A 21,363-nucleotide genomic window follows, 5' to 3' on the forward strand; every position below is an offset into this window, starting at 1 on the left:
ATGACACGTATTCAGCAGCTCGCACTTGCGCTTTTATTCAGTGGGTCTTTAGTGAGTTTTTACAGCCATTCTCAACAAGAGGAAAAGGCAGACCAAGGGCGCTCACTGAATCGATTTGAGTCTAACTTGCTTAATAAAGCTAGCGTATTGTTAGAGTCTAGGGATTATGATGCTGCTTTGGCTATGATGCAGCCGCTACTTGAGCAAGCAACTCCGCACCCTACGGTATTTCAATATGCTTGTAAAACCATTGCCGATACTGGTTCTGAAGCCGAATCGCTTGGTTGCTGGCAACGTGCTTATAAGCTTTATTCAAATAATGACAATATTGCGATTAATCTCGCTCATGCACAATTACAGCTTGAACATTTTGAGGCGGCGATAATCAGTTTAGCAGGCGTTAACCTTGCAAATGTAGACCAACCTATTGCGGCACAGGTGCGCTACATGCGCGGCTACGCGCACTATCAACTCGCGCAATATCAAGCGGTATTAACTGAGCTGCTTCAAGACGTCAAACAAGTTAAACCCCATTGGTGGCCGCTGATTAGTTACAGTCAATTGGGATTAGAGCATTGGCAAGCTGCTAAAACTAGCGCCGAGCAATGGCTAGCATTAGAGCCAGTGAATCGCAGTGCCTGGCAAGTATTAATGCGCAGTGAGCTTGGACTCAACCAGCTTGTTGAGGCGGCTGTTGCTAATGATATTGCTGCAAGCTTGCTGGTAAATAATACCAGCAGTGCAACAGATAGCATTGGGCTATTGGCTCAGATTAAAGCTTACAACTTAGCTGCAAGCTGCAGCAGGTTAGTTAATCCCAAAGCGAGTCTCGTAGAGTTTAGCGCAGCGAATTTTGCTTGCGCGCAATATACTTGGCTGTCAGGGCGCTACCAACAAGCGTTAGATATGTTAGCGGGCTTTGATATCACCACCCAAAACCAGCTGCATGATGACTTTTACCTACTTCAGGGGCAGTTGTTTGCAGGATTAAAGCAGGGCGATAAGGCACGTTTTGCATGGGCTAAAGTAGGCTTACAAGCGTTACCACTAGGCAGTGCTGCGCAGATAAAACATACCCGTCAGCGCCGTAGTCAGCTCCAAGGACAGGCTTTATTATTAATAGGGCAAAGTTACTGGCTAGATGGCTTGTGGCCTGAGGCGCAGGCGAGTTACAGAAAACTTGCGCAAACGCCGGGGTTTGCAACTATAGCGGGTGCTTTTAATCAAAGGTTATCTAGCTTAGTGCTGTTTGACGAGAAACTCAGATGATCAAAGCGGATGGCTGTGATAGCATCTGCGCCCAAATCATCCATATTGAGTGTTATTGGTCTAGCAAGGCAATAAGCTATTCGTTAGAAAAATAACGCCAGCAGCATAGGTTCTTAGATCTTTATGATCTTAATGATCGACAATTACGACTCATTTACTTTTAATTTGGTGCAGTATTTTCAGCAGCTTGGTCAAGATATTCTGGTTAAGCGCAATGATGAAATCACCCTCGCAGAGATAGAGTCTCTGGCACCCGATCATTTAGTTATTTCTCCTGGCCCTTGTTCACCTAATGAGGCTGGTCTGTCGTTGGCGATAATTAACCATTTTGCTGGTAAGTTACCGATCCTCGGTGTTTGCTTAGGTCATCAAGCGATTGCCCAAGTTTTTGGTGCTAATGTGATCCGCGCCAAGCGGGTAATGCATGGCAAAACTAGTGCAATAATCCATAACAATAGCGGTTTATTTAGTGGTTTAGCGAATCCGCTTACTGTCACTCGTTATCACTCACTGCTGGTGGATAAGGTACCTGAAGGCTTTGTACTTGATGCATGGTTTGACGACGAGCTGCATGGTCGTGAGATCATGGCGATGAGTATGCCGGCGAAAAAGATCTACGGTGTGCAGTTCCATCCAGAATCAATCCTGACTCAGCAAGGGCATGATTTATTAGAAAATTTTATTAAGATAAGCTAACGCCTTCAGCTTATGAAGCCGGTGCGAACGCTATAGGCTTTATCTAACAGATAAGAGGGTATGTCTGCGATAAAGCTTGACGATTAGACCATTAATACTAGCTAACCTTGTTGCTTGAACTGTTAGCAAGTTATAGCAAAATCAGCGAAAAACCTATCATCTGTTACAAATTTTACCGCTTTTTCAGATAATCCCGTTGCCAAAGTGTGGTATAAAAGTCCGCAAAAATACCAATAATAATAGGGATGGATATGAAAAGCGTGATTCGTTATGTCAGCATAAGTGCACTTTCATTGGCAGTTTTAGCGGGTTGTAGCGCAACCAATAACTCTACAGAACAAGTTCAGGCTTCTAATCAAGTATCGAGTCAAACTACCCAAGTGGCCTTATCTGTGCCGCCACAAGTCGATCAAGCATTAACCTTAAACCAAATTATGGCTAATCCTGATTGGATGGGCTTATTTGCTCAAGGTGCCTATTGGAGTGATGACGGTCAGTCAATTTACTTTGCAAGACAAGCACACGGTGCACCAACTAAAACCTATTATCAGCAAAGTATTGATGGTACCGCGGCAAGCGAGTTGGCACTAAATCAACTTCACACAGCTGATCAGCGCCGAGGCGTATTAAACAATGACAAAACACGCAAAGCTTATATCTATCAAGGCAACCTGTTTGTTAAAGATTTAAACAACGGCAAGATAACTCAACTTACTCGTCAAAATACAGCTGTAGATGGGGTACGCTTTTTAACTAATGGTGATATCGCATATTGGCAGGGTGATAATATTTTTAAAATTCACCAAGACTCTGGGTTGGTGGAAGAGATCGCTAATATCAAAATGGCAGCAGAGCCAAAAGGCGTACAAGACCCATCAAACTATCTTGCTAAGCAGCAACACCGACTCATCCAGTATGTTGCGATGCAACATGATAATGCTAAAGCTAAGCAAGACTATAAGGCAGAGCTTACCAAAGCAGATCCAACTATGTCGGCCAAGACATGGTATTTAGGCGATAAAGAGATAGTGACCAATTTAAGCCTGTCTCCTAACGGCCGCTATGTGATTGTGGCACTTAAAGATAAGAGCTACAGCTGGCGTGGTGAGCACGACATTATGCCAAATTACTTAGGTAAAGATGGCTATGTAGATGCAGTGCCTGCCCGCGCTCGTGTCGCTGAAGATAAAAACCCCGGCGAGCGTTTAGTACTGCTCGATTTAACTAACCATAGTAAAAAAGATATTACCATCGAAGGCCTAACAGGCTTTGATGAAGATGTGTTAGCGGCGGTTAAGGCTGAGAATGCCAAAGCTAAGGGTGAAAGCTATAAGAGTGAAAAAGCACCGCGTAATATCCAGCTAATGCAAGACTGGGGCTGGTCGCAAAGTGCTATTCAATGGTCAGGATCAGGTGATAGTGTTGCGGTAATGCTTGAAGCGGTTGATAACAAAGACCGCTGGATTGCGACAGTTAACTTAGATAAGGGCAGTTTAACTACTCTGCACCGTCTGCATGATGACGCTTGGATTAACTACACCTTTAACCAATATGGTTGGTTACCTAATAGTGATAGCATCTACTATCTTTCTGAGGAAACGGGCTTTTCTCAGCTTTACCTAAAACAGCAAGGTGAAAAGCCACAAGCACTGACTCAAGGTAAGTTTGTGGTGAGTGACGTTACCTTAGGCCCTAAAGCGCAGTTTATTTACTACAAGGCTAACAAGACTCACCCAGGTATTGATAACGTTTACCGCGTTGAAATTGCTACCGGTAAGGATGAGCAGTTAACCCAGTGGCAAGGCCAGCTTGATTACACTTTAAGCCCAGATGGCAGCGCACTGCTATTAAATGCATCGACTCGTATTCAGCCTGCTGAACTGTTTGTGCAGCCAATTGGTGGCGAGCTTAAGCAGCTAACTAACTACACCAGTGATGCCTTCAAAAACTACGCATGGCAAGCGCCAGAAGTTGTAGCTGTGCCATCAAGCCATGGTGCGGGTGAAGTTTATGCTCGTGTTTACTTGCCGCAAGGTTACAGTAAAGACAACGCAGATAAGTACCCAGCGGTGATCTTTAACCATGGCGCAGGTTATCTGCAAAATGCTCATTACGGCTTCTCAGGGTACTTCAGAGAGTTTATGTTCCATAACCTATTAGCGCAGCAAGGCTACGTGGTAATGGACATGGATTTTAGAGGCTCGAAAGGTTACGGCCGCGATTGGCGCACAGCAGTGTACCGTCAAATGGGCACGCCGGAAGTACAAGATTTAAAAGATGGTGTTAATTGGATGGCGGCTAACGTCAATGTTGATGCGGGTAAAGTCGGTACTTATGGTGGCTCTTACGGCGGCTTCTTAACTTTTATGGCACTGTTTAATGAGCCTGAGTTATTCCAAGCAGGTGCTGCCCTGCGTCCAGTAACGGATTGGGCACATTATAATGCGCCTTATACGTCGAATATCCTCAATACGCCATATGTTGATCCAATCGCTTATGAGCGTAGCTCGCCGATTGAGCATGCTGACGGCTTGCAAAAGCCATTGCTTATCATGAGTGGTGTATTGGACGACAACGTATTCTTCCAAGATAGTGTGCGTCTAGTACAACGTCTAATCGAGCTTGAGAAACCTATGTTTGAAACTGCCATTTATCCTGTGGAACCTCATGGCTTCCGCCAGCCATCAAGTTGGTTGGATGAATATCGCCGTATTCATAAGTTATTTGAGCAAGAGCTTAAATAACTACTCGCTTAAAAAGGCTTCATGATGAAGCCTTTTTTATTGTTATAACTAAGGAAAATTAACGATTTATACTAATTGGTATAATAGGTAAACTGAGCTTAGGTTTTGTAGGAGAAGATTAATTCGTGGCAATTTCAGTTGCTGGTGGGGTTAAGCCAGCGCAAATAATCGAAGTAGAGCAACGGCTGCTCAAGCGGTTGATTATCGGTAAAGAAAAAGTGGCCGCGATGGCTGACGATATCAACTCAGAGCTGGAAATGGATGCCAATAAGCTTGCGGTTGAACGCGAAGCTATTCGCGCGCGATTGGCAAAGCAAAATGAAGCCAAAGCAGTGTTTGAGGCAGTTTCAACCCAGCTTATCGCTAGTGTTAATGCTAATATCGAACATCAATTATCATCTCCAGAACAAGTATTAGCCGCATCCAAACTTGATGAAAAACAGGTTGCGCTATTAGAGTTCCTCTACGCTGACCAAGTTGATTTAGCGCGTATTAGGCCGCTGGTGGAGTCGTTACCTTGGTTAAAGCGTGACTTGATAAACATGCTTAACAGCTCAAGTTTTAGGCATCGTCGCCCTAAATCATCAGATGTCCAAGTTACTGATATTAAGCTGGTACTCAACTATATTGGTATCGAGAACTTACAGGCATTAATTCCCTACTTTTGCCTGCGTAACTTAATGCCTAGTGGTCAAACACAAATGCTGTGGTTAAGTCGTAAACTGTGGCGTTATACCGTGGTGGCCGCCATTGCAGCGCAAACCTTAGCTCAATTACATAACAAGCCTATGGCTTTTCTTTATAGCTGTAGTTTGATGAGTCAACTTGGCACCGTGAGTGTTATCAATCAATGTGGTAAAGAGTTTGATGATATGTGGGGCAATTGGCTCAGAGAGGCTAGCGCCAGTGGTGATAAAGCCCTTTATGATGCGGTGATAGCGACAGAGTTTCCTGCAAAAGATGTCTATCAACAAGTGCTTGCTCATAGTCATGCGCTCAATTGGCAATTGCTTTACTTGCTTGAGTTTAAAGATAGCCGCTTAGCTAAAACCTTTAAGGCGATAGACACCCACCTTAAATATGCAGATCTTGATGAAGACTCAGCTTTGATTGAACGTGCGAACTGCTATGCCAAAGTTTACCTGTTGCAAGAGGTTGATAAGATCACCACAGCTGAGAGTCGAGTGATGTTTGATTATTATCAACTGTCAGAGCAAGAGTTAATCAGGTTGAGTGGGCAAAACTTCCGTAAATTGCCATTATTTTAAAATCCGCCTCATAGGTGCATAAAGGTTTTTCTATGAGCGCTTTTAAGATATTTATCATCGATAATGCAATAGCGCACATATAAGTATGTAATTACTTTGTTGGTAAATGCGCATTTGTTGCCCATAAATCTGACGGTTTTTATCTATATTGATTAATTGTTTATCAGCTGTTTTTGCTCACTTTGATGGTTTTATGCAGAAACAGCTATGTTGACAGTTAGCTGATAACGCTACAGTTAAATAATATACAATTCTTATTAGCTTGAACTGTCTAACTCTCTCACTGTATTTCTCTATATTTACTGCACAAAACTTAGCTAAAAAAGACACTTTTATTGCAATTAGTTATTCAATAACTGTGAATAACTAGTGTAACTAGACGTTAAATAACTTTTTTATGACTATTTATGCTTAAAGCCCCGCTATATACGCTTTGTTAATTCTAAAACTCAAATCTTTATGCACTGTTTACAGAGCTAGCTCACTTGAAGGTTGTTAAAAACTGGTATTTTGATCACATTTTAGCTAATAATGTCTTCTTGATTAGACAAACAACCGCCATGTTACCTACAGAAACATAAAAACATTACGCGGGAATACGGCTTGTAAAAAGCCGATTTTTAGAAGGATGAGAAGCAATGAGCGTTAATATGAATCTTACACGTGCCCAATTTGACGAAGTAATGGTGCCTAACTATGCGCCTTCAGCGGTTATTCCAGTTCGTGGCGAAGGGAGCCGAGTTTGGGATCAAGAAGGTAAAGAGTACATCGACTTCGCTGGTGGTATTGCGGTTAACTGTTTAGGTCATTGTCATCCTGCCCTTGTTGGCGCACTAAAGGCCCAAGGCGAGAAGCTTTGGCACCTTGCTAACGTTATGACTAACGAGCCAGCACTTGAGTTAGCGACTAAGCTAGTTGACGCAACGTTTGCTGACCGTGTGTATTTTGCTAACTCAGGTGCAGAAGCTAACGAAGCGGCACTAAAGCTTGTTCGTCGTTATGCAATGGATAAGTTTGGTGCTGAAAAAGATCAAATTATCGCTTTTGACAAAGCCTTCCATGGTCGTACCTTTTTCACCGTAAGTGTTGGTGGCCAAGCAGCCTATTCAGATGGTTTTGGTCCTAAACCACAAAGCATCACTCATGTTCCTTTCAATGACATCGCTGCGTTAGAAGCGGTCATTTCAGATAAAACCTGCGCAATTATGATGGAACCACTGCAAGGTGAGGGGGGCATTATCGATGCTGATCCTGAGTTCCTAAAAGCGGTACGCGCACTATGTGATAAGCACAACGCCCTATTGGTATTTGATGAAGTACAAACTGGTGTTGGTCGTCTAGGTGAGCTATACGCATATATGCGTGGCGATGTAGTGCCTGATGTACTTACTACTGCAAAAGCACTAGGCGGTGGCTTCCCTATTGCAGCTATGCTAACCACCAAAGAGATTGCCGATCACCTTAAAATTGGTACTCATGGTTCTACTTACGGTGGTAACCCACTTGCTTGTGCTATCGGTAATGCAGTACTTGATGTTGTGAACACGCCAGAAGTATTAAACGGCGTGAAAGTACGTGAGCAGCTACTGCGTGACGGCTTAACTAAGATCAATGATAAATATGACGTGTTCTCTGAAGTTCGCGGTCAAGGTCTATTGATTGGTGCGGTCATGAATGAAAAATTCCAAGGCCGTGCTAAAGAGTTTTTAGTTGCGGGTATTAGCGAAGGCGTAATGAGCCTAGTTGCTGGCGCTAATGTTGTTCGCTTTACGCCATCTCTAGTTATTCCTGAAGCAGATATTGCCGAAGGTCTAGCACGCTTTGAGCGCGCCGTAGCGAAAGTAGTCGAAGCCTAAATGGCAAACGGAGTGTTACCGTCGGTAGCGCTCCTTTTTTGTCTTTAGGAAAGCTTGAACGTTTAGATTGTTGGCCTTTGGCCGGCAAACTTAAACAACAAGTGATAGCGAGGAGACTCCTAGATGCTAGTTATACGTCCAATCCGCTCAACTGACTATGAAGCACTTTATCAAATCGCCCAAGAGTCAGGGCACGGATTTACATCTCTACCTGTAAATGAAGATTTGCTGCGCAGTAAGATTGCTCGAGTAGAAGAATCATTTACTAAGCAAGTCGATACTCCATTCGATGAAGGCTACCTGATGGTGCTAGAAGATACCGAAACCGGTGAGGTTGTCGGTACTTGTGGTATTGAAGCCGCGGTAGGCATGGTCGATGCTTTTTATCATTATCGATTAGGCACAGAGGTTTATCATTCAGAGCAGATTGATGTTCGCAATGAAGTTGAAACCTTAACCTTATGTCACGACTACACCGGCGCAGCAGAGCTTTGTACGCTGTTTTTACGCAGTAGTTACCGTAAAAATAATAATGGTCGCATGCTTTCAAGAAGCCGCTTCCTGTTTTTAGCTCAGCACGCTAAACGCTTTGGCGAAACTGTGATTGCTGAAATGCGCGGTGAAAGCGATGAAGAAGGTAACTCGCCATTTTATGGTTGGTTACAAGAGCACTTCTTAGGTATTGATTTTGTGCGTGCTGATTACCTGTCAGGCTTAAGCCAAAAAGCATTTATGGCTGAGATGATGCCTAAAAATGCAGTTTATGTGTGCTTGTTACCTAAAGAAGCGCAGAAGGTGATTGGTGAGGTGCACACAAATACTCGTCCAGCACTGAATCTACTGCAAGCCGAAGGCTTTAGATGTCGCGGTTATGTGGATATTTTTGATGCCGGCCCAACCGTTGAATGTCACTTAAACGATATCCGCTCGGTACGTGAAAGCCGCTTGTTAACTGTCACTATTGGCGACACTCCAAGCGATGCCACAAGCTATATCGTTTCCAATACTGAACTAGAAAATTACCGCGCAACAGCTGTGAATTTAGCTGTCACTGACGATAGCGATGACGTGATCTTAGATGCCCAAACCGCAGCAGCCTTAATGGTTAAAGACGGTGGTCAGATCCGCGTATTGCCAATGTAGGAATAGAAAATGACACAATTTATTGAAGGTAAATGGGTAGCAGGTTTAGGTCACGAAGTGACATCAATTAACCCTGCAAACCAAGAAGTGATTTGGAGCAGCAAGACTGCAACACCAGAGCAGGTGTCTAACGCAGTAGATGCTGCGCGTAATGCACAATTTGATTGGTTTATGCTGGGCTTTGAAGCGCGTCTAGCCATAGTCGAAGCATACCGCGACCAGCTTGAAGCTAACAAAGCTGAAATGGCCGAAGTTATTGCTCAAGAAACCGGTAAACCACAGTGGGAAACCGCCACTGAAGCGGGCGCGATGATTGGTAAAATTGGTTTGTCAGTAGCCGCTTACAATAAGCGTACTGGCACGACTGAAAACGACACGCCAGCAGGGCGTGCAGTTCTGCGTCATAAACCTCATGGTGTTGTTGCTGTATTTGGCCCTTACAACTTCCCTGGTCACCTACCAAATGGTCACATTGTTCCTGCATTACTTGCGGGTAACACTGTTGTGTTTAAGCCATCAGAGCTTACACCGAAAGTGGCTGAGCTAATGCTTAAGCTTTGGGAGCAAGCAGGTTTGCCAGCAGGCGTAATTAACCTAGTTCAAGGTGAAGTTGAAACAGGTAAAGCACTTGCTGCTCACCCACAAATTGACGGCCTTTTCTTTACCGGTAGCTCACGCACTGGTCATATATTGCATCAGCAATATGCAGGCGACCCTGGTAAGATTTTGGCACTTGAGATGGGTGGTAACAACCCACTGATCATTAAAGATGTGGCGGATACCAAAGCTGCGGTACACGATATTATTCAATCTGCTTATATTTCTGCTGGCCAGCGCTGTACTTGTGCTCGTCGTTTATATGTAGAAAAAGGCGCTGCTGGTGATGCACTACTCGAGCAACTGGTTGCCGCTGTTAAGCAAATTCAAGTTGGACCATGGAACGCACAACCGCAACCATTTATGGGCTCAATGATTTCAGAAGCAGCAGCAAAAGGTATGGTTGAAGCGCAGCGTAACTTAGTTAACCTAGGGGCTAACGTTTTAGTTGAGCTAACTCATCTAGAAGCTGGCACAGGTTTAGTATCGCCAGGCCTTGTTGATGTAACTGATGTGATTGAACTGCCAGATGAAGAATACTTTGGCCCGTTATTGCAGGTGGTGCGTTATAGCGATTTTGATCAAGCTATTAAACTAGCTAACGCCACTCGCTACGGTTTATCTGCAGGTATTTTAGCTGATAGCCGTGAAGATTATGACTACTTCTTAGCGCGTATTCGTGCGGGTATCGTTAACTGGAATAAGCAGATCACTGGTGCTTCAGGTGCCGCACCATTTGGTGGTGTAGGTGCATCAGGTAACCACAGAGCAAGCGCATTTTATGCCGCGGATTACTGTGCTTACCCAGTAGCATCGGTTGAGGCTGACGCAGTTAGCCTGCCAGCAACATTAAGTCCTGGCTTGAGTATTTAAGCTTAGGTAGTTAATTCAAAAGGGAAGCGCTCGGGGGCGCTTCCCTTTTGTTTATTACGATAAAACAAGCAAGCAGTAATTTTAAAACGTGTACCGCCTCGTGCGCTCAGCCAACCAACAAAATATATAGGCAAGCACGCAGGCTTAAAGGAGTTAATCATGCACACGAATGTAAACGCGCTATTTGAAGCACTTTGGCAAGACTATATTGAAATGACGCCATCGGCGGCAAAAGTTCATCAGCTATTGTCGAAAGGTGATGCCATTATCAATGATCATATTGCACTGCGTACCTTTAATATTGCTAAGGTTAATCTTGAAGTATTAGCCGCACATTTCGAGTCTATTGGCTACGTTGCATGTGGCGACTATAAGTTTGAAGCTAAAAAGCTCAATGCTAAGCACTTTGAGCACCCTGATAGCACGCAACCAAAAGTGTTTATCTCAGAGTTATTAGTTGAAGAGTTCAGTGATGAGCTGCAAGCAACGGTTAACGGCTTAATTGAGCAAATTGATAGCGTAGCAACGACTGCAGATAACTTCCTATATTCAGGTCGTCACTGGGAGCTAGACAGTAACACTTATCAAGCGCTTTTAGCTGAAAGTGAATACGCTGCTTGGGTTGCAGCATTTGGTTATCGTGCTAACCATTTTACAGTTTCGATTAACCATTTACCGGGTTATGAGACAATTTTCGAAGTTAACGATGCACTAAAGGCGGCAGGCTTTGTATTGAACGCTTCAGGCGGTGAAGTGAAAGGCACGCCTGAAGTTTTGCTTGAGCAATCATCGACCATGGCTGACAAGATCTCAGTTAGCTTCTCAGACGCTGTGGTTGAGATCCCTAGCTGTTTTTATGAGTTTGCCTTGCGCTATGCTAAACCAGACGGTGAGCTTTACACGGGCTTTGTAGCGGCCTCTGCGGACAAGATTTTCGAAAGCACCAACGTTAACTAGTCACTGGTTAACCTTGAATATAAAAAACCGGAAGTGATTCCGGTTTTTTTATTGGTTGATCCAATCTTCAGTGAATTAGAACAATAAGGTCACTTTCAACCCCGATAGACTTTGGCTATGTTCAAATTTGAGTTCAATCTTATATTGCTCGGCAATATCTTTAACGATTGATAAGCCTAAGCCATGCCCCATAGTCGCCTCGTCAAGGCGCTTGCCTCTGTGAGTTAATAATTCGAGCTCTTCGGTTTCCACACCCGGGCCATCATCCTCAATACTTAACTTTAGCTGCTGCTCATGTTGGCTAATACAAACGCGTATTTCAGACCTTGCCCACTTATAAGCGTTATCAAGTAAGTTACCTAGTAGCTCCATACCGTCTTCACGATGCATCGGCAGACGAGTGATGCCACTAGGAATATCAAAGCGGCAGTGAATTGATTTAGTGCGATGTACTTTATTGAGTGTTTGCGATAAGTCTTCGATATCTTTTGGCAACTGCATTTGCGCAGCAGGTAGCATATCACCCGTGATGCGCGCAGCAGCCAGTTTGCGCTCAATCATCTTATGTACTAAATCGAGCTGTTTTTGCAGTGCTTCTGCGGACTCAGGCTCTTTTAAGTAAAGCGCTTCAACCTGTTGCTGCATCACTGCAAGCGGGGTTTTAAGACCATGGCTTAAATTGCCCAAGTTATTACGGCTACGCTCAATTTGTTTGCTCGAGTAGGTGAGTAACTCATTGTAATTTTTAGCCAGCGGCTGCAATTCAAGTGGAATAGAGTTTAAATCGAATGATGAAATCTCGCCTTCACGTAGTTTCGCCAAGGTATCTTTCATTTGGTTTACGGGCTTAAACGACTGCCGTAAGACTAAGAAAATCCCCATAATCATGGCAAGTAACATGGCTAGGTTGACCAGAAACTTAGTGCCGTAAACTTCAGTAAATACTTTACGACCAATACTTAAGTCTTGGGCAACGGTTAACGTGGCGCTAAGGCCAGAGGTCTCAGATTTTAGGCCAATCGATAATAATTGAATATCGTGATTCTGCGGGCCTTTAGTTTGCCAAGCGCGCGTCTCGCCTTTTTCTAAATCGACAACTTCAAGGCGTTGATCCCATAGTGAGCGTGATCTTAGCTCTTGTTCCGGTAGGTCGAGTTGATAGTAACGGCCTGAATAAACTGGGCGATAGAAGCTAGATAGCTGATTTTCATCAATTCTGAAAGTGCCATCATCTAAATGGGTGGCGAGTAGGACTTGCTGTAAGTCTTCTTGAAGTCTGGCAATAATCGAGTCGTGAAACGCTTGGCGTAGCATTGACTCGAAAAAGATAATGCCGATAGCGGTAGAGATCACCACTAAGCCTGTTAACCACAGGCTTAGCTTGGTGCGGATGGATATCATTGTGCTAAACCGTGAAAGATATATCCTTGTCCGCGGCGAGTTTCAATGGCTGTTTTGCCAAGTTTTTTACGCAGGTGAGTCACGTAAACTTCGACGACATTACTCTCTTTTTCATCATCAAACTGATACAGCTTATCGGTAAGCTGGGCTTTTGATAACAGCTTTTTAGGCGACATTAAGAAGATTTTGAGTAATCTAAATTCCATCGCAGTGAGTTCAAATGTTTGTTCGCCAACTGTCACTGATTGCTGGCTTTCATCGAGTGCAACACCGGCATAAGTTAACTGCTTATTAGGCGTGTTAGCTTTACCGTGGGCGCGCTGAATAAGCGCTTGAATGCGCACCAGTAGCTCTTGAGTGTGGAATGGCTTACCTAGGTAATCATCAGCACCTGAGTTAAAGCCTTCGACCTTTTCATGCCATTGGCTACGGGCGGTTAGCATGATGACTGGCGTATGGATACCTTGCTCACGCCACTTTTCTAGCAACTCTAAGCCGTTACCGTCAGGCAGGCCAATATCTAAGATAACGCAATCATAATTGGTTTCTTTAATGAGGTAATCAGCTTCGCTGACCTTGTCAGTCGTATCAGTAACATAACCCGCTTGCTTAAGCTGTTTAACGAGTTCTTCGACTAATAAAGTGTTGTCTTCAACAAGAAGTAATTTCATAGAATGCTCTCAATGTTGCCGTGTAAACTGACTGGCGATTTACATCATAAATTCATGTTAACTCAAAAATGGCTTTGCGGTGCAACTAGATTTGATTTTTAACGTTATTATTACAGCGTTTCAGCATTACAGCTGGCCGGGAGTCGAGTAGGTTGGGCAAGTTGCCCTGTGCTGGCGTCAAGTAATAGCTCCACTAGCAGGCCACTGTTAGTGCGGATTTGGATCTCGTAGCGCCAGTCGCCTTGGTCTTGATATAAATGGGCATCAATTAGCTTGCCATGACACATAGCTTGAATGCTTGTCAGGGTTACATCGAGAGATAGAATTTTACCGCTACTTACCAAGCTTTGCGCTTCGTAATGCTGAATTTCAATTTTTTGATTAGCTAATGCTGTAGGCAGGTGTAGCATCGCAGTCAAAAGGCATAAGTAAAATGCTATTTTCACGCTGAACTCCTAATAAAAAAAATGGCCTGAGATAATCTCAGGCCACTTTATAGAAGCTGTCTTAAACCGAGCTTAATACTGGCTTATCGGGTTCCGTAAACTACAATTGTTTTACCGTGAGCTTGAATAAGATTTTGTTCTTCAAGCATTTTTAAGATACGGCCAACTGTTTCACGAGAACAACCAACGATTTGGCCAATCTCTTGACGAGTGATCTTGATTTGCATGCCATCTGGATGTGTCATCGCATCTGGTTGCTTAGCAAGGTGAAGCAATGTTTGTGCAATTCTTCCAGCAACGTCTAGGAAGGCTAGGTCGCCCACTTTTTGACTTGTGCTGTGCAGACGGTACGCCATCTGAGAAGAAAGCTTCATCAAGATTTCTGGGTTTACTTGGATTAGCTGCTTGAACTTCTTGTAAGAAATTTCTGCAATTTCACAAGCTTGTTTAGCACGAACCCACGCAGTACGTTCAGCTTGTTCTTCGAACAGGCCAAGCTCACCGATAAAGTCGCCTTGGTTAAGGTAAGAAAGAATCATCTCTTTACCTTCTTCGTCTTTAATCAAGACTGCTACAGAGCCTTTAACGATGTAGTAAAGGGTATCTGAATCTTCACCAGCGTGGATCAAAGTACTTTTGGCTGGATATTTATGAATGTGACAGTGTGATAAAAACCATTCCAAAGTCGGATCTGGTTTTGGCTTTCCAATCAGAGCCATGCCTATGTTCCTCGGCTGATTTACATTAAAAGTAAGAATATGCTAATTAAGTATCTTACGTCAATTAAGCTATTAAAACCTTGATAAGAGTCTTACTTTAGTTCGACTCAAGTCTAAAGGTGAATAACCATTTATATAGTGTATTCTGATACATTAGTGATATAAGTCAACTGAATCCGCCACTAAGGGTCATTGTTGCACTCACAATTAGGCGTGTATCACATCTTGTTTAAAGTGCTGTTAGTTTTGGTGATTACAGCAGCTTAATTATACGTGCATTAAATATGCAGAAATTTGAAGCTTGTCAATAATAATGATTCTCATTAACGAAAGCGAGTGATTTACACTCGACATTTTGAGTGTTTTCTGGCTAACTTGGGTAAAACTAAAATAATACGTGAAGTAGCCGTACCCTAGATTTGAGTTACTTTTGAGTACTTGGAGGCAGTTGTGAGTAATAGACCTTGGATTTTAAATACTGTAGTGGTCTTTTGTTTGGCATTTAGCCAAGCTGCTAGCGCATTTTCGATTCCACAGCCAAAAGGTGCACAAGAAGCGAGCCGCTCCGCTCATATTCAACTTAAAGCTGCGCAAGGTGATGCAGATGCTCAATATTTACTAGGCCTTATGTATCTATCCGGCCGTTATATTGAACAAAATCGAGAACTTGGTGCAAAATGGGTAACAGCAGCTGCTAGTGCTGGGCATGTCAAAGCACAACAAACAATGGCTGACTTATCGTTCGAAGGTAGCCTGATTGAGCGTAATTTATCAACTGCTGAGCAATGGTATAGCGAGCTTAGCAAGCAAGGACATAAGTGGGCTAATTTCAGACTTGGCTTTATTTACGCCGCGGGTGGAGAAGGTGTTGAGCGCAATTGCGGTAAAGCTGTTGAACAATTTAATACCGTGGGTGATGAGGTATCACTGGGGAACGTAGCGTGGATATTAGCTACTTGCCCTGAAGCGCAGTACCGCAACGGTGATAAAGCATTAGAGTTGTCTTTAACTTTACTTGAAAGTGATAGGCAAGACCCAACGAACTTAGATAATCTTGCTGCTGCCTACGCCGAAATCGGCAATTTCGATGCAGCCATATCTACGCAGTTAAAAGCGATTAAAGCGTTAAAGTTAAGTGCTGATAAAAGTAAATCTGCTGAGTTTAAACAGCGTTTAAAAACTTATCAGAACTCTGAACCTTATCGTGAAATATTGCCATTATCGCCTAACTAGTTTCATTAAATAAACTTGATGGCTAATCGCGCTCATAACCCATAGTGCGATTGACACTAGATAATCAAGCTCCTCTACGCAGGGGCTTTTTTTATGTCTAGCCGCTAGAAACAGTTCTAAGGTAGAGCTCATTTAGAAGGTGTGTGGTTTTTTATATGAGGGATGTATATGGCACGCGTGAATGCTAAAAGGAATAAGATATTAAGTATGGATGCGGAATTCACTCTAGGGTGTGTTAGTTAGGAGATTGGTAGTTGCGTGAAACAAGCTGTGTGATTTTTGCTGTGTTTAATAAAAATTAGGTCAGCTAGTAATCCCAAGGAAACAAACAGAGCAAGCATAGATGTGGAATTTACTCTTTGGCGAGTTAAATAGCAGATGAATTTGGAAATAAACAGTGATTAGGTCAGTTAGCAATCCCACGGAAGCTAAACAGAGCAAGCGTGGATGCGGAATTCACTTTTGGGAATGCAGTGACTTAGTCAGTAAGATAGACAAACAGCGTGATGTTGCAGTTTTTTATGATTAGGTCAGCTAGCAATCCCAAGGAAACAAACAGATCAAGCGTGGATGTGGAATTCACTTTCGGGAGAGTAGTAGCTTAGCCACTAAGGGACATTTGTAGTTTTTAATAAAGATTAGGTCAGCTAGCAATCCCAAGGAAACAAACAGATCAAGATGGGGGAATTCACTCCCAAGGGAATGCTAACTTATCGTTCTTTCGCCTGAAATCCCGATGACTGAAGTCTACCTATTTAGGCTTAAACTAATCTTAAGCCTGGCTAAATTAACCCTGTTTTATTCACTTTCTGGTGAAAGCAGCTGAATACGTTTATCCATCAAGTCTTTTACCAAAGGCGTTAAAATCAGTTCCATTGCTAATGACATCTTTCCGCCTGGCACAACCATAGTATTCACTCGAGACATAAACGAGCCTTGGATCATGCTGAGATAATAAGGAAAGTCGACATTGTTAATTCCGCGAAAGCGAATGACCACAAAGCTTTCATCTAAACTAGGGATACTTTTGGCACTAAAAGGGTTAGAGGTATCTACTGTGGGGACACGCTGAAAGTTGATATGAGTGCGCGAGAACTGCGGCGTCATATGGTTGATGTAGTCGTCCATACTGCGCACAATTGAATCCATCACTTTTTCACGACTGTGGCCACGTTCCGAAGTATCGCGAATAATCTTCTGGATCCACTCAAGGTTTACAATTGGCACCATACCAATAAGCAGGTCGACATGTTGCGCCACGTTGCAGTCATCAGTGACTACACCGCCATGTAAGCCTTCATAGTAAAGCATGTCGGTGTTTTCAGGTAATGGATGCCACTGAGTAAAAGTGCCGGGCATTTGGTTAAATGGCACAGCCTCATCAAACGTGTGCAAATAGGCGCGGGTTTCCCCTTGGCCGGTGTTGCCATAATCACTAAAGCACTGTTCGAGACGGTTAAAGTCATTCGCTTCTGGGCCAAAATAACTGATGTTACGATTTTCTGTCTTTTCCTTACGGATCATCACTGCCATTTCAGGGCGGGTATAGTGGTGAAAGCTATCACCTTCAACGATTGCGGCGTTGATACCAAGTTGTCTGAAAATATGGTTGAATGCAGTCGTTGTCGTGGTTGTGCCCGCTCCAGAGGAGCCCGTGACTGCAATAATCGGATGTTTCGCTGACATGTATTTACCCAAAAGATAGTTAACTATCACCTGTACACGGGTCTGTTAATGACGCATTAAAGTGATTCAGGTAAGAAGCGTGTGCTAATAATGTTCATTTATACGGCTTCACTCGGCTTAGGTCAATCTGCGCCTAAGCCAAGAGCAGCTTTATATCATTTACCATTGGTCCTGCTGATATTCTTGAATAACAATATCTTCTTTACGTCGAATACCAATCGACTCATCTTCTTCGCTGAACTCAACTACTAAAATGCCCTGCTTTAGCGCGGCTTTGCATTGCAAAATAGCGCGCTCCATACTGTGCTCGCCTTCACCAGAAAAACTGCCATCTTCAACTTGGCTGATAAGGTACTCTTTAATAAGGTTGTCAAACGTGTCACTAGGGAGCTGCGCAAGCGACTCATAGGGGACTAACATACAGGTGCTTCCAATGAAGTTAAAAAAGATAAGATACGTTGTTCGAGATAATACTTAGGTCGCCACGGGCTACCGCCATTAATAAAACCAACATGGCCGCCATTCTCATGAAGCTCGTATTGTACATGCTCTGATAGCTGGTCTCGCGAAGGGATAACCGCAGGAGTCATAAAGGGATCGTCTTTGGCGTGGATCACCAGTGTCGGTTTAGCTATGCGGCTTAGGTAGGGCATGCCACTGGCACGAGTGTAATAATCATCAACACCACTAAAGCCGTGCAGTGGTGCAGTGACTTTGTCATCAAACGCATAAAAGGTTGTCAGCTCATCAATATCGCCATGATTGATTGGCATTAACGGCTGTAAATCAGGCTTAGCGACCTTGCCGCGCATCTTTTGTTGCAGCTGCTTAATCAAGTAGCTTTGATAGACCTTGGAAAAGCCTTTCTCAAGACGATTTGCACAAGAGCCAAGCTGCAGCGGTGCTGAAATCGCAACGGCTTTATCAACTAAGCTCGAATCCCGCTGCTCACCTTGGTATTTAACTAATACATTGCCGCCAAGACTATAACCAACAGCGAGCAAACGATTATGAGGATATTTAGCTTTTATGTGCTCAAGCGTGGTTTGAAGATCTTGAGTGTCGCCGCTGTGATAACCTCGAGCAAGGCGATTTAACTCACCAGAGCAGCTACGGTGGTGGTGCACAACGCTGCATAAACCTAACGCCTTGCTCGCTGCTAAAATCCGCCTGGCATAGTGGGATTCAGCGCTGCCTTCTAGGCCGTGAATAATCACCAAAATAGCTTGATTTGCTTGTGGACTGCCTTGCCAATCGAGATCAATAAAGTCGCCATCAGCAAGCTCTAAACGCTCGCGTTGCAGGACAGGTCTGTCCACTTTAGTCAGTACTGGAAGAATCGTTTGCACGTGGGGGTTTTTAGCCCACCAAGGTGGTGAAAATTGTTGGCTCATAATAATTGACTATTGCTGAAAATTAAAACGTGTGTTTAATTGTTATTGTCTGCAGAGTGTAACATAGAATGAAATCTTGAATTTTGTTGAGATTGTTTCCAGTTGTAAGTGCCGTAAAAACGGTATGATGAGAGACAAGGTTGCGCTGCCCAATCGCGTAACAATAAGCAATAGAGGACGCGATGGAACGACGTACTTTTATCACAACCGCTATAGCGGGAACGGCCTGTTTAGCACTGGGAGTAAATTATTACTCTGCAGATGATATTGGCGTGAATAAGGAACTCGATAACAATCATAGGTTGTTGTTGAGTGTGTTATTGCCTGTATTTTTAGATGGGGCTTTACCTGATGTAGCCGCACTTAAGCGTGATGCGCTTCATCGAACCTTAGATGCTATAGAGCACACTATCTCCATTCTTCCACTCGATACTAAAGCAGAGCTTGAGCAGTTATTTGAAATGCTCGAGGGTCGTTTAGGTTTACTGATCTTAACGGGTAGCGTGACTCCATTAATGATGCGCAATCAATCTGAGCTGGTTGATATGCTACAAAGTTGGCGAACAAGTTATCTTGATCTTATGGTCACAGCCTATCAAGGCCTGCGAGAGTTGGTAATGGCAAGCTACTACTCAAGCCCTGAGCACTGGAGCCGTTTACACTATGCTAAGCCAAGCTTTCTCGAGGACATGAAATAATGCATATCAGAGCAAACGAGATGAGCAATAAGGCAATCGACTATGGCTATTAAAGATCCGATTAAAGCTGGTGTCGACTCTGGCTGGGCACATATTAATGCGGCTAAGCTCACCGAAAGCCAAACTTTAGAAGCCGACGTTGTGATAGTGGGCAGTGGCGCCGGTGGTGGAGTGGCGGCTGAGGTTCTCACCCAAGCAGGCTTATCGGTGATCATCGTTGAAGGCGGGCCGCTTAAATCCTCTAGTGACTTCAATATGGAAGAGCGCCGCGCTTATCCAGATCTATATCAGCAAGCCGCTGGCATGAAAACCACTGACAAAGCGATAGGGATCTTTCAAGGTCGCGCGGTCGGTGGTTCAACAACCGTTAATTGGACCACTTCTATTCGTACTCCTGAGCCTGCGTTAGCATATTGGGCGCAAGCTAAATCGGTACAAGGTTTATCAAAAGCTGAACTCGAGCCTTGGTTTGAGAAAATGGAGCAGCGGCTGAATATCAGTGAGTGGGCCTATGCACCTAACCGTAATAATCAGGCGTTAAAGCAAGGCTGTGAGCAGTTAGGTTGGCAATACACAGTTATTAAACGTAATGTGAAAGGCTGTTGGAATACGGGATACTGCGGCATGGGCTGCCCGGTTAATGCCAAGCAATCCATGTTAGTGACAACGATCCCTACAGCGCTTGCAGCTGGCGCAACACTTGTGAGCCAAGCAAAAGTGGTAAAGCTTGAGCACCACAAGGATAAAATCTTTGCGGTTAAGGCCCAAGCTGTTGATGACAATATGAAGCCATTAGCGATTGAAGTTATGTTTAAAGCCAAGCATTACATTTTGGCTGCAGGTGCAATTCATACGCCGACAATCATGCTGCGCTCTAAATTGCCAGATCCACATGAAATAATCGGTAAGCGCACCTTTTTGCATCCTACATTATTGAGTGGCGCTGTTTTTGCCGATCCGATTAATGGGCATAGCGGCGCGCCGCAGTCGATCTATTCTGATGAGTTTGTTTGGCAAGATGGCGCCGATGGCGAACTCGGTTATAAGCTGGAAGTTCCACCTATTCACCCAATCTTAATCGCTTCAAAAACCATAGGTTATGGCAAAAGTCATGCAGAGCTGATGGAGAAGTTTAATCAGTTACAGGTGACTATCGCTTTGGTACGTGATGGCTACCATGAAAACAGCCAAGGTGGTCAAGTTAGGCTGACGGATAACGCTAGTACCTTAGATTATCCGCTAACCGATGCATTTTGGCGTGCAGCGCGCCGTGCCTATGCCAGTATGGCTGAATTGCAATTTGCAGCAGGTGCTCAGCAGGTATTGCCTATTAGTGAGGGCATGCCTTACTTATCAAGCTGGAATGAAGCTAAAAAAGCCATTGCTGAAATGGATTTAGCGCCGTTAAAAACCGTTGTGGCCTCAGCGCATGTAATGGGCGGTTGCCCAATGGGTGAAGACCTTAAGTTATCTATGGTAAATAGCTATGGTGAATCCCATTACTTTGAAAATTTATCTGTAATGGATGGTTCAATATTTCCAACCAGCTTAGGGGCGAATCCGCAATTATCTATTTACGGTATCACCGCTAGAAACGCCACTCGTCTTGCTGAAAAGCTAACGGCTTAAGTTGCTGTGGTGTTTGATATTGGCAAAAAGGCGAGCATAGCTCGCCTTTTTATATCGTTTGGTCATTAGCTCTGATATTACTA

At 43.8% G+C, this 21,363-nt stretch carries 18 protein-coding genes; 11 read left to right on the forward strand and 7 right to left on the reverse strand.

All coding sequences use genetic code 11. The features are described from left to right. The 8 genes from MSG37_RS20230 to MSG37_RS20265 all read left to right on the forward strand — a co-directional run bounded on the left by MSG37_RS20230 (position 1) and on the right by MSG37_RS20265 (position 11,403). On the forward strand, positions 1–1,269 hold the full coding sequence (locus MSG37_RS20230) for a tetratricopeptide repeat protein (protein WP_248472562.1): 1,269 nt from the start codon (positions 1–3) through the stop codon (positions 1,267–1,269). A 123-nt stretch (positions 1,270–1,392) separates the two neighbouring features. Then, positions 1,393–1,965: an aminodeoxychorismate/anthranilate synthase component II gene (locus tag MSG37_RS20235; protein ID WP_248472520.1), complete on the forward strand. Its 573-nt coding sequence runs from the start codon at positions 1,393–1,395 to the stop codon at positions 1,963–1,965. 251 nt (positions 1,966–2,216) lie between these two features. Further along, the gene (locus MSG37_RS20240) at positions 2,217–4,709 is read left to right on the forward strand and encodes a prolyl oligopeptidase family serine peptidase (RefSeq protein WP_248472522.1); all 2,493 of its coding nucleotides are present in this window, start codon (positions 2,217–2,219) and stop codon (positions 4,707–4,709) included. Positions 4,710–4,834: 125 nt separating this feature from the next. After that, positions 4,835–5,977, forward strand: a complete 1,143-nt coding sequence (locus tag MSG37_RS20245) for an HDOD domain-containing protein (RefSeq protein ID WP_248472524.1) — start codon at positions 4,835–4,837, stop codon at positions 5,975–5,977. 638 nt (positions 5,978–6,615) lie between these two features. Then, positions 6,616–7,833, forward strand: coding sequence for an aspartate aminotransferase family protein (locus MSG37_RS20250; RefSeq protein WP_248472526.1), 1,218 nt, complete (start codon positions 6,616–6,618; stop codon positions 7,831–7,833). Between the two features lie 123 nt (positions 7,834–7,956). Then, complete coding sequence (gene astA, locus MSG37_RS20255) at positions 7,957–8,976, forward strand: arginine N-succinyltransferase (RefSeq protein ID WP_248472528.1); 1,020 nt, start codon at positions 7,957–7,959, stop codon at positions 8,974–8,976. A gap of 9 nt (positions 8,977–8,985) precedes the next feature. Further along, positions 8,986–10,446, forward strand: a complete 1,461-nt coding sequence (gene astD / locus MSG37_RS20260) for a succinylglutamate-semialdehyde dehydrogenase (RefSeq protein ID WP_248472529.1) — start codon at positions 8,986–8,988, stop codon at positions 10,444–10,446. 159 nt (positions 10,447–10,605) lie between these two features. Continuing rightward, positions 10,606–11,403, forward strand: coding sequence for a DUF1338 domain-containing protein (locus MSG37_RS20265; RefSeq protein ID WP_248472531.1), 798 nt, complete (start codon positions 10,606–10,608; stop codon positions 11,401–11,403). 75 nt (positions 11,404–11,478) lie between these two features. Here MSG37_RS20265 and MSG37_RS20270 read toward each other — a convergent pair whose 3' ends face one another. From MSG37_RS20270 to crp, 4 genes are all read right to left on the reverse strand, one after another. After that, positions 11,479–12,804, reverse strand: coding sequence for an ATP-binding protein (locus MSG37_RS20270; RefSeq protein ID WP_248472532.1), 1,326 nt, complete (start codon positions 12,802–12,804; stop codon positions 11,479–11,481). Next, positions 12,801–13,475, reverse strand: a complete 675-nt coding sequence (locus MSG37_RS20275; protein WP_248472534.1) for a response regulator transcription factor — start codon at positions 13,473–13,475, stop codon at positions 12,801–12,803. The genes MSG37_RS20270 and MSG37_RS20275 overlap by 4 nt, the downstream gene beginning before the upstream one ends. Before the next feature lie 110 nt (positions 13,476–13,585). After that, the gene (locus MSG37_RS20280) at positions 13,586–13,921 is read right to left on the reverse strand and encodes a hypothetical protein (protein ID WP_248472536.1); all 336 of its coding nucleotides are present in this window, start codon (positions 13,919–13,921) and stop codon (positions 13,586–13,588) included. 83 nt (positions 13,922–14,004) lie between these two features. Then, a complete protein-coding gene (crp, locus tag MSG37_RS20285) occupies positions 14,005–14,640 on the reverse strand; it encodes a cAMP-activated global transcriptional regulator CRP (RefSeq protein WP_012156707.1) in 636 nt (211 codons plus the stop codon). Positions 14,641–15,108: 468 nt separating this feature from the next. Here crp and MSG37_RS20290 point away from each other — a divergent pair, with 468 nt between their 5' ends. Then, positions 15,109–15,873 (forward strand): tetratricopeptide repeat protein, encoded by a 765-nt coding sequence (locus MSG37_RS20290; protein WP_248472564.1) that lies wholly within the window; start codon positions 15,109–15,111, stop codon positions 15,871–15,873. 798 nt (positions 15,874–16,671) lie between these two features. On the opposite strand, the gene MSG37_RS20295 is transcribed toward MSG37_RS20290, so the two are convergent. The 3 genes from MSG37_RS20295 to MSG37_RS20305 all read right to left on the reverse strand — a co-directional run bounded on the left by MSG37_RS20295 (position 16,672) and on the right by MSG37_RS20305 (position 18,953). Then, the gene (locus tag MSG37_RS20295; RefSeq protein ID WP_248472537.1) at positions 16,672–17,559 is read right to left on the reverse strand and encodes a phosphoribulokinase; all 888 of its coding nucleotides are present in this window, start codon (positions 17,557–17,559) and stop codon (positions 16,672–16,674) included. 159 nt (positions 17,560–17,718) lie between these two features. Next, positions 17,719–17,979, reverse strand: a complete 261-nt coding sequence (locus MSG37_RS20300; RefSeq protein ID WP_248472539.1) for a YheU family protein — start codon at positions 17,977–17,979, stop codon at positions 17,719–17,721. Further along, on the reverse strand, positions 17,973–18,953 hold the full coding sequence (locus MSG37_RS20305; protein ID WP_248472541.1) for a hydrolase: 981 nt from the start codon (positions 18,951–18,953) through the stop codon (positions 17,973–17,975). The genes MSG37_RS20300 and MSG37_RS20305 overlap by 7 nt, the downstream gene beginning before the upstream one ends. 182 nt (positions 18,954–19,135) lie before the next feature. On the opposite strand from MSG37_RS20305, the gene MSG37_RS20310 reads away from it, so the two are divergent. After that, on the forward strand, positions 19,136–19,651 hold the full coding sequence (locus tag MSG37_RS20310; RefSeq protein WP_248472542.1) for a TAT leader-containing periplasmic protein: 516 nt from the start codon (positions 19,136–19,138) through the stop codon (positions 19,649–19,651). A 42-nt stretch (positions 19,652–19,693) separates the two neighbouring features. Then, a complete protein-coding gene (locus MSG37_RS20315; RefSeq protein WP_248472544.1) occupies positions 19,694–21,280 on the forward strand; it encodes a GMC family oxidoreductase in 1,587 nt (528 codons plus the stop codon). The last annotated feature ends 83 nt before the right edge of the window (positions 21,281–21,363 follow it).

The organism is Shewanella sp. 1CM18E (assembly GCF_023161665.1).
Lineage (GTDB): Bacteria > Pseudomonadota > Gammaproteobacteria > Enterobacterales > Shewanellaceae > Shewanella.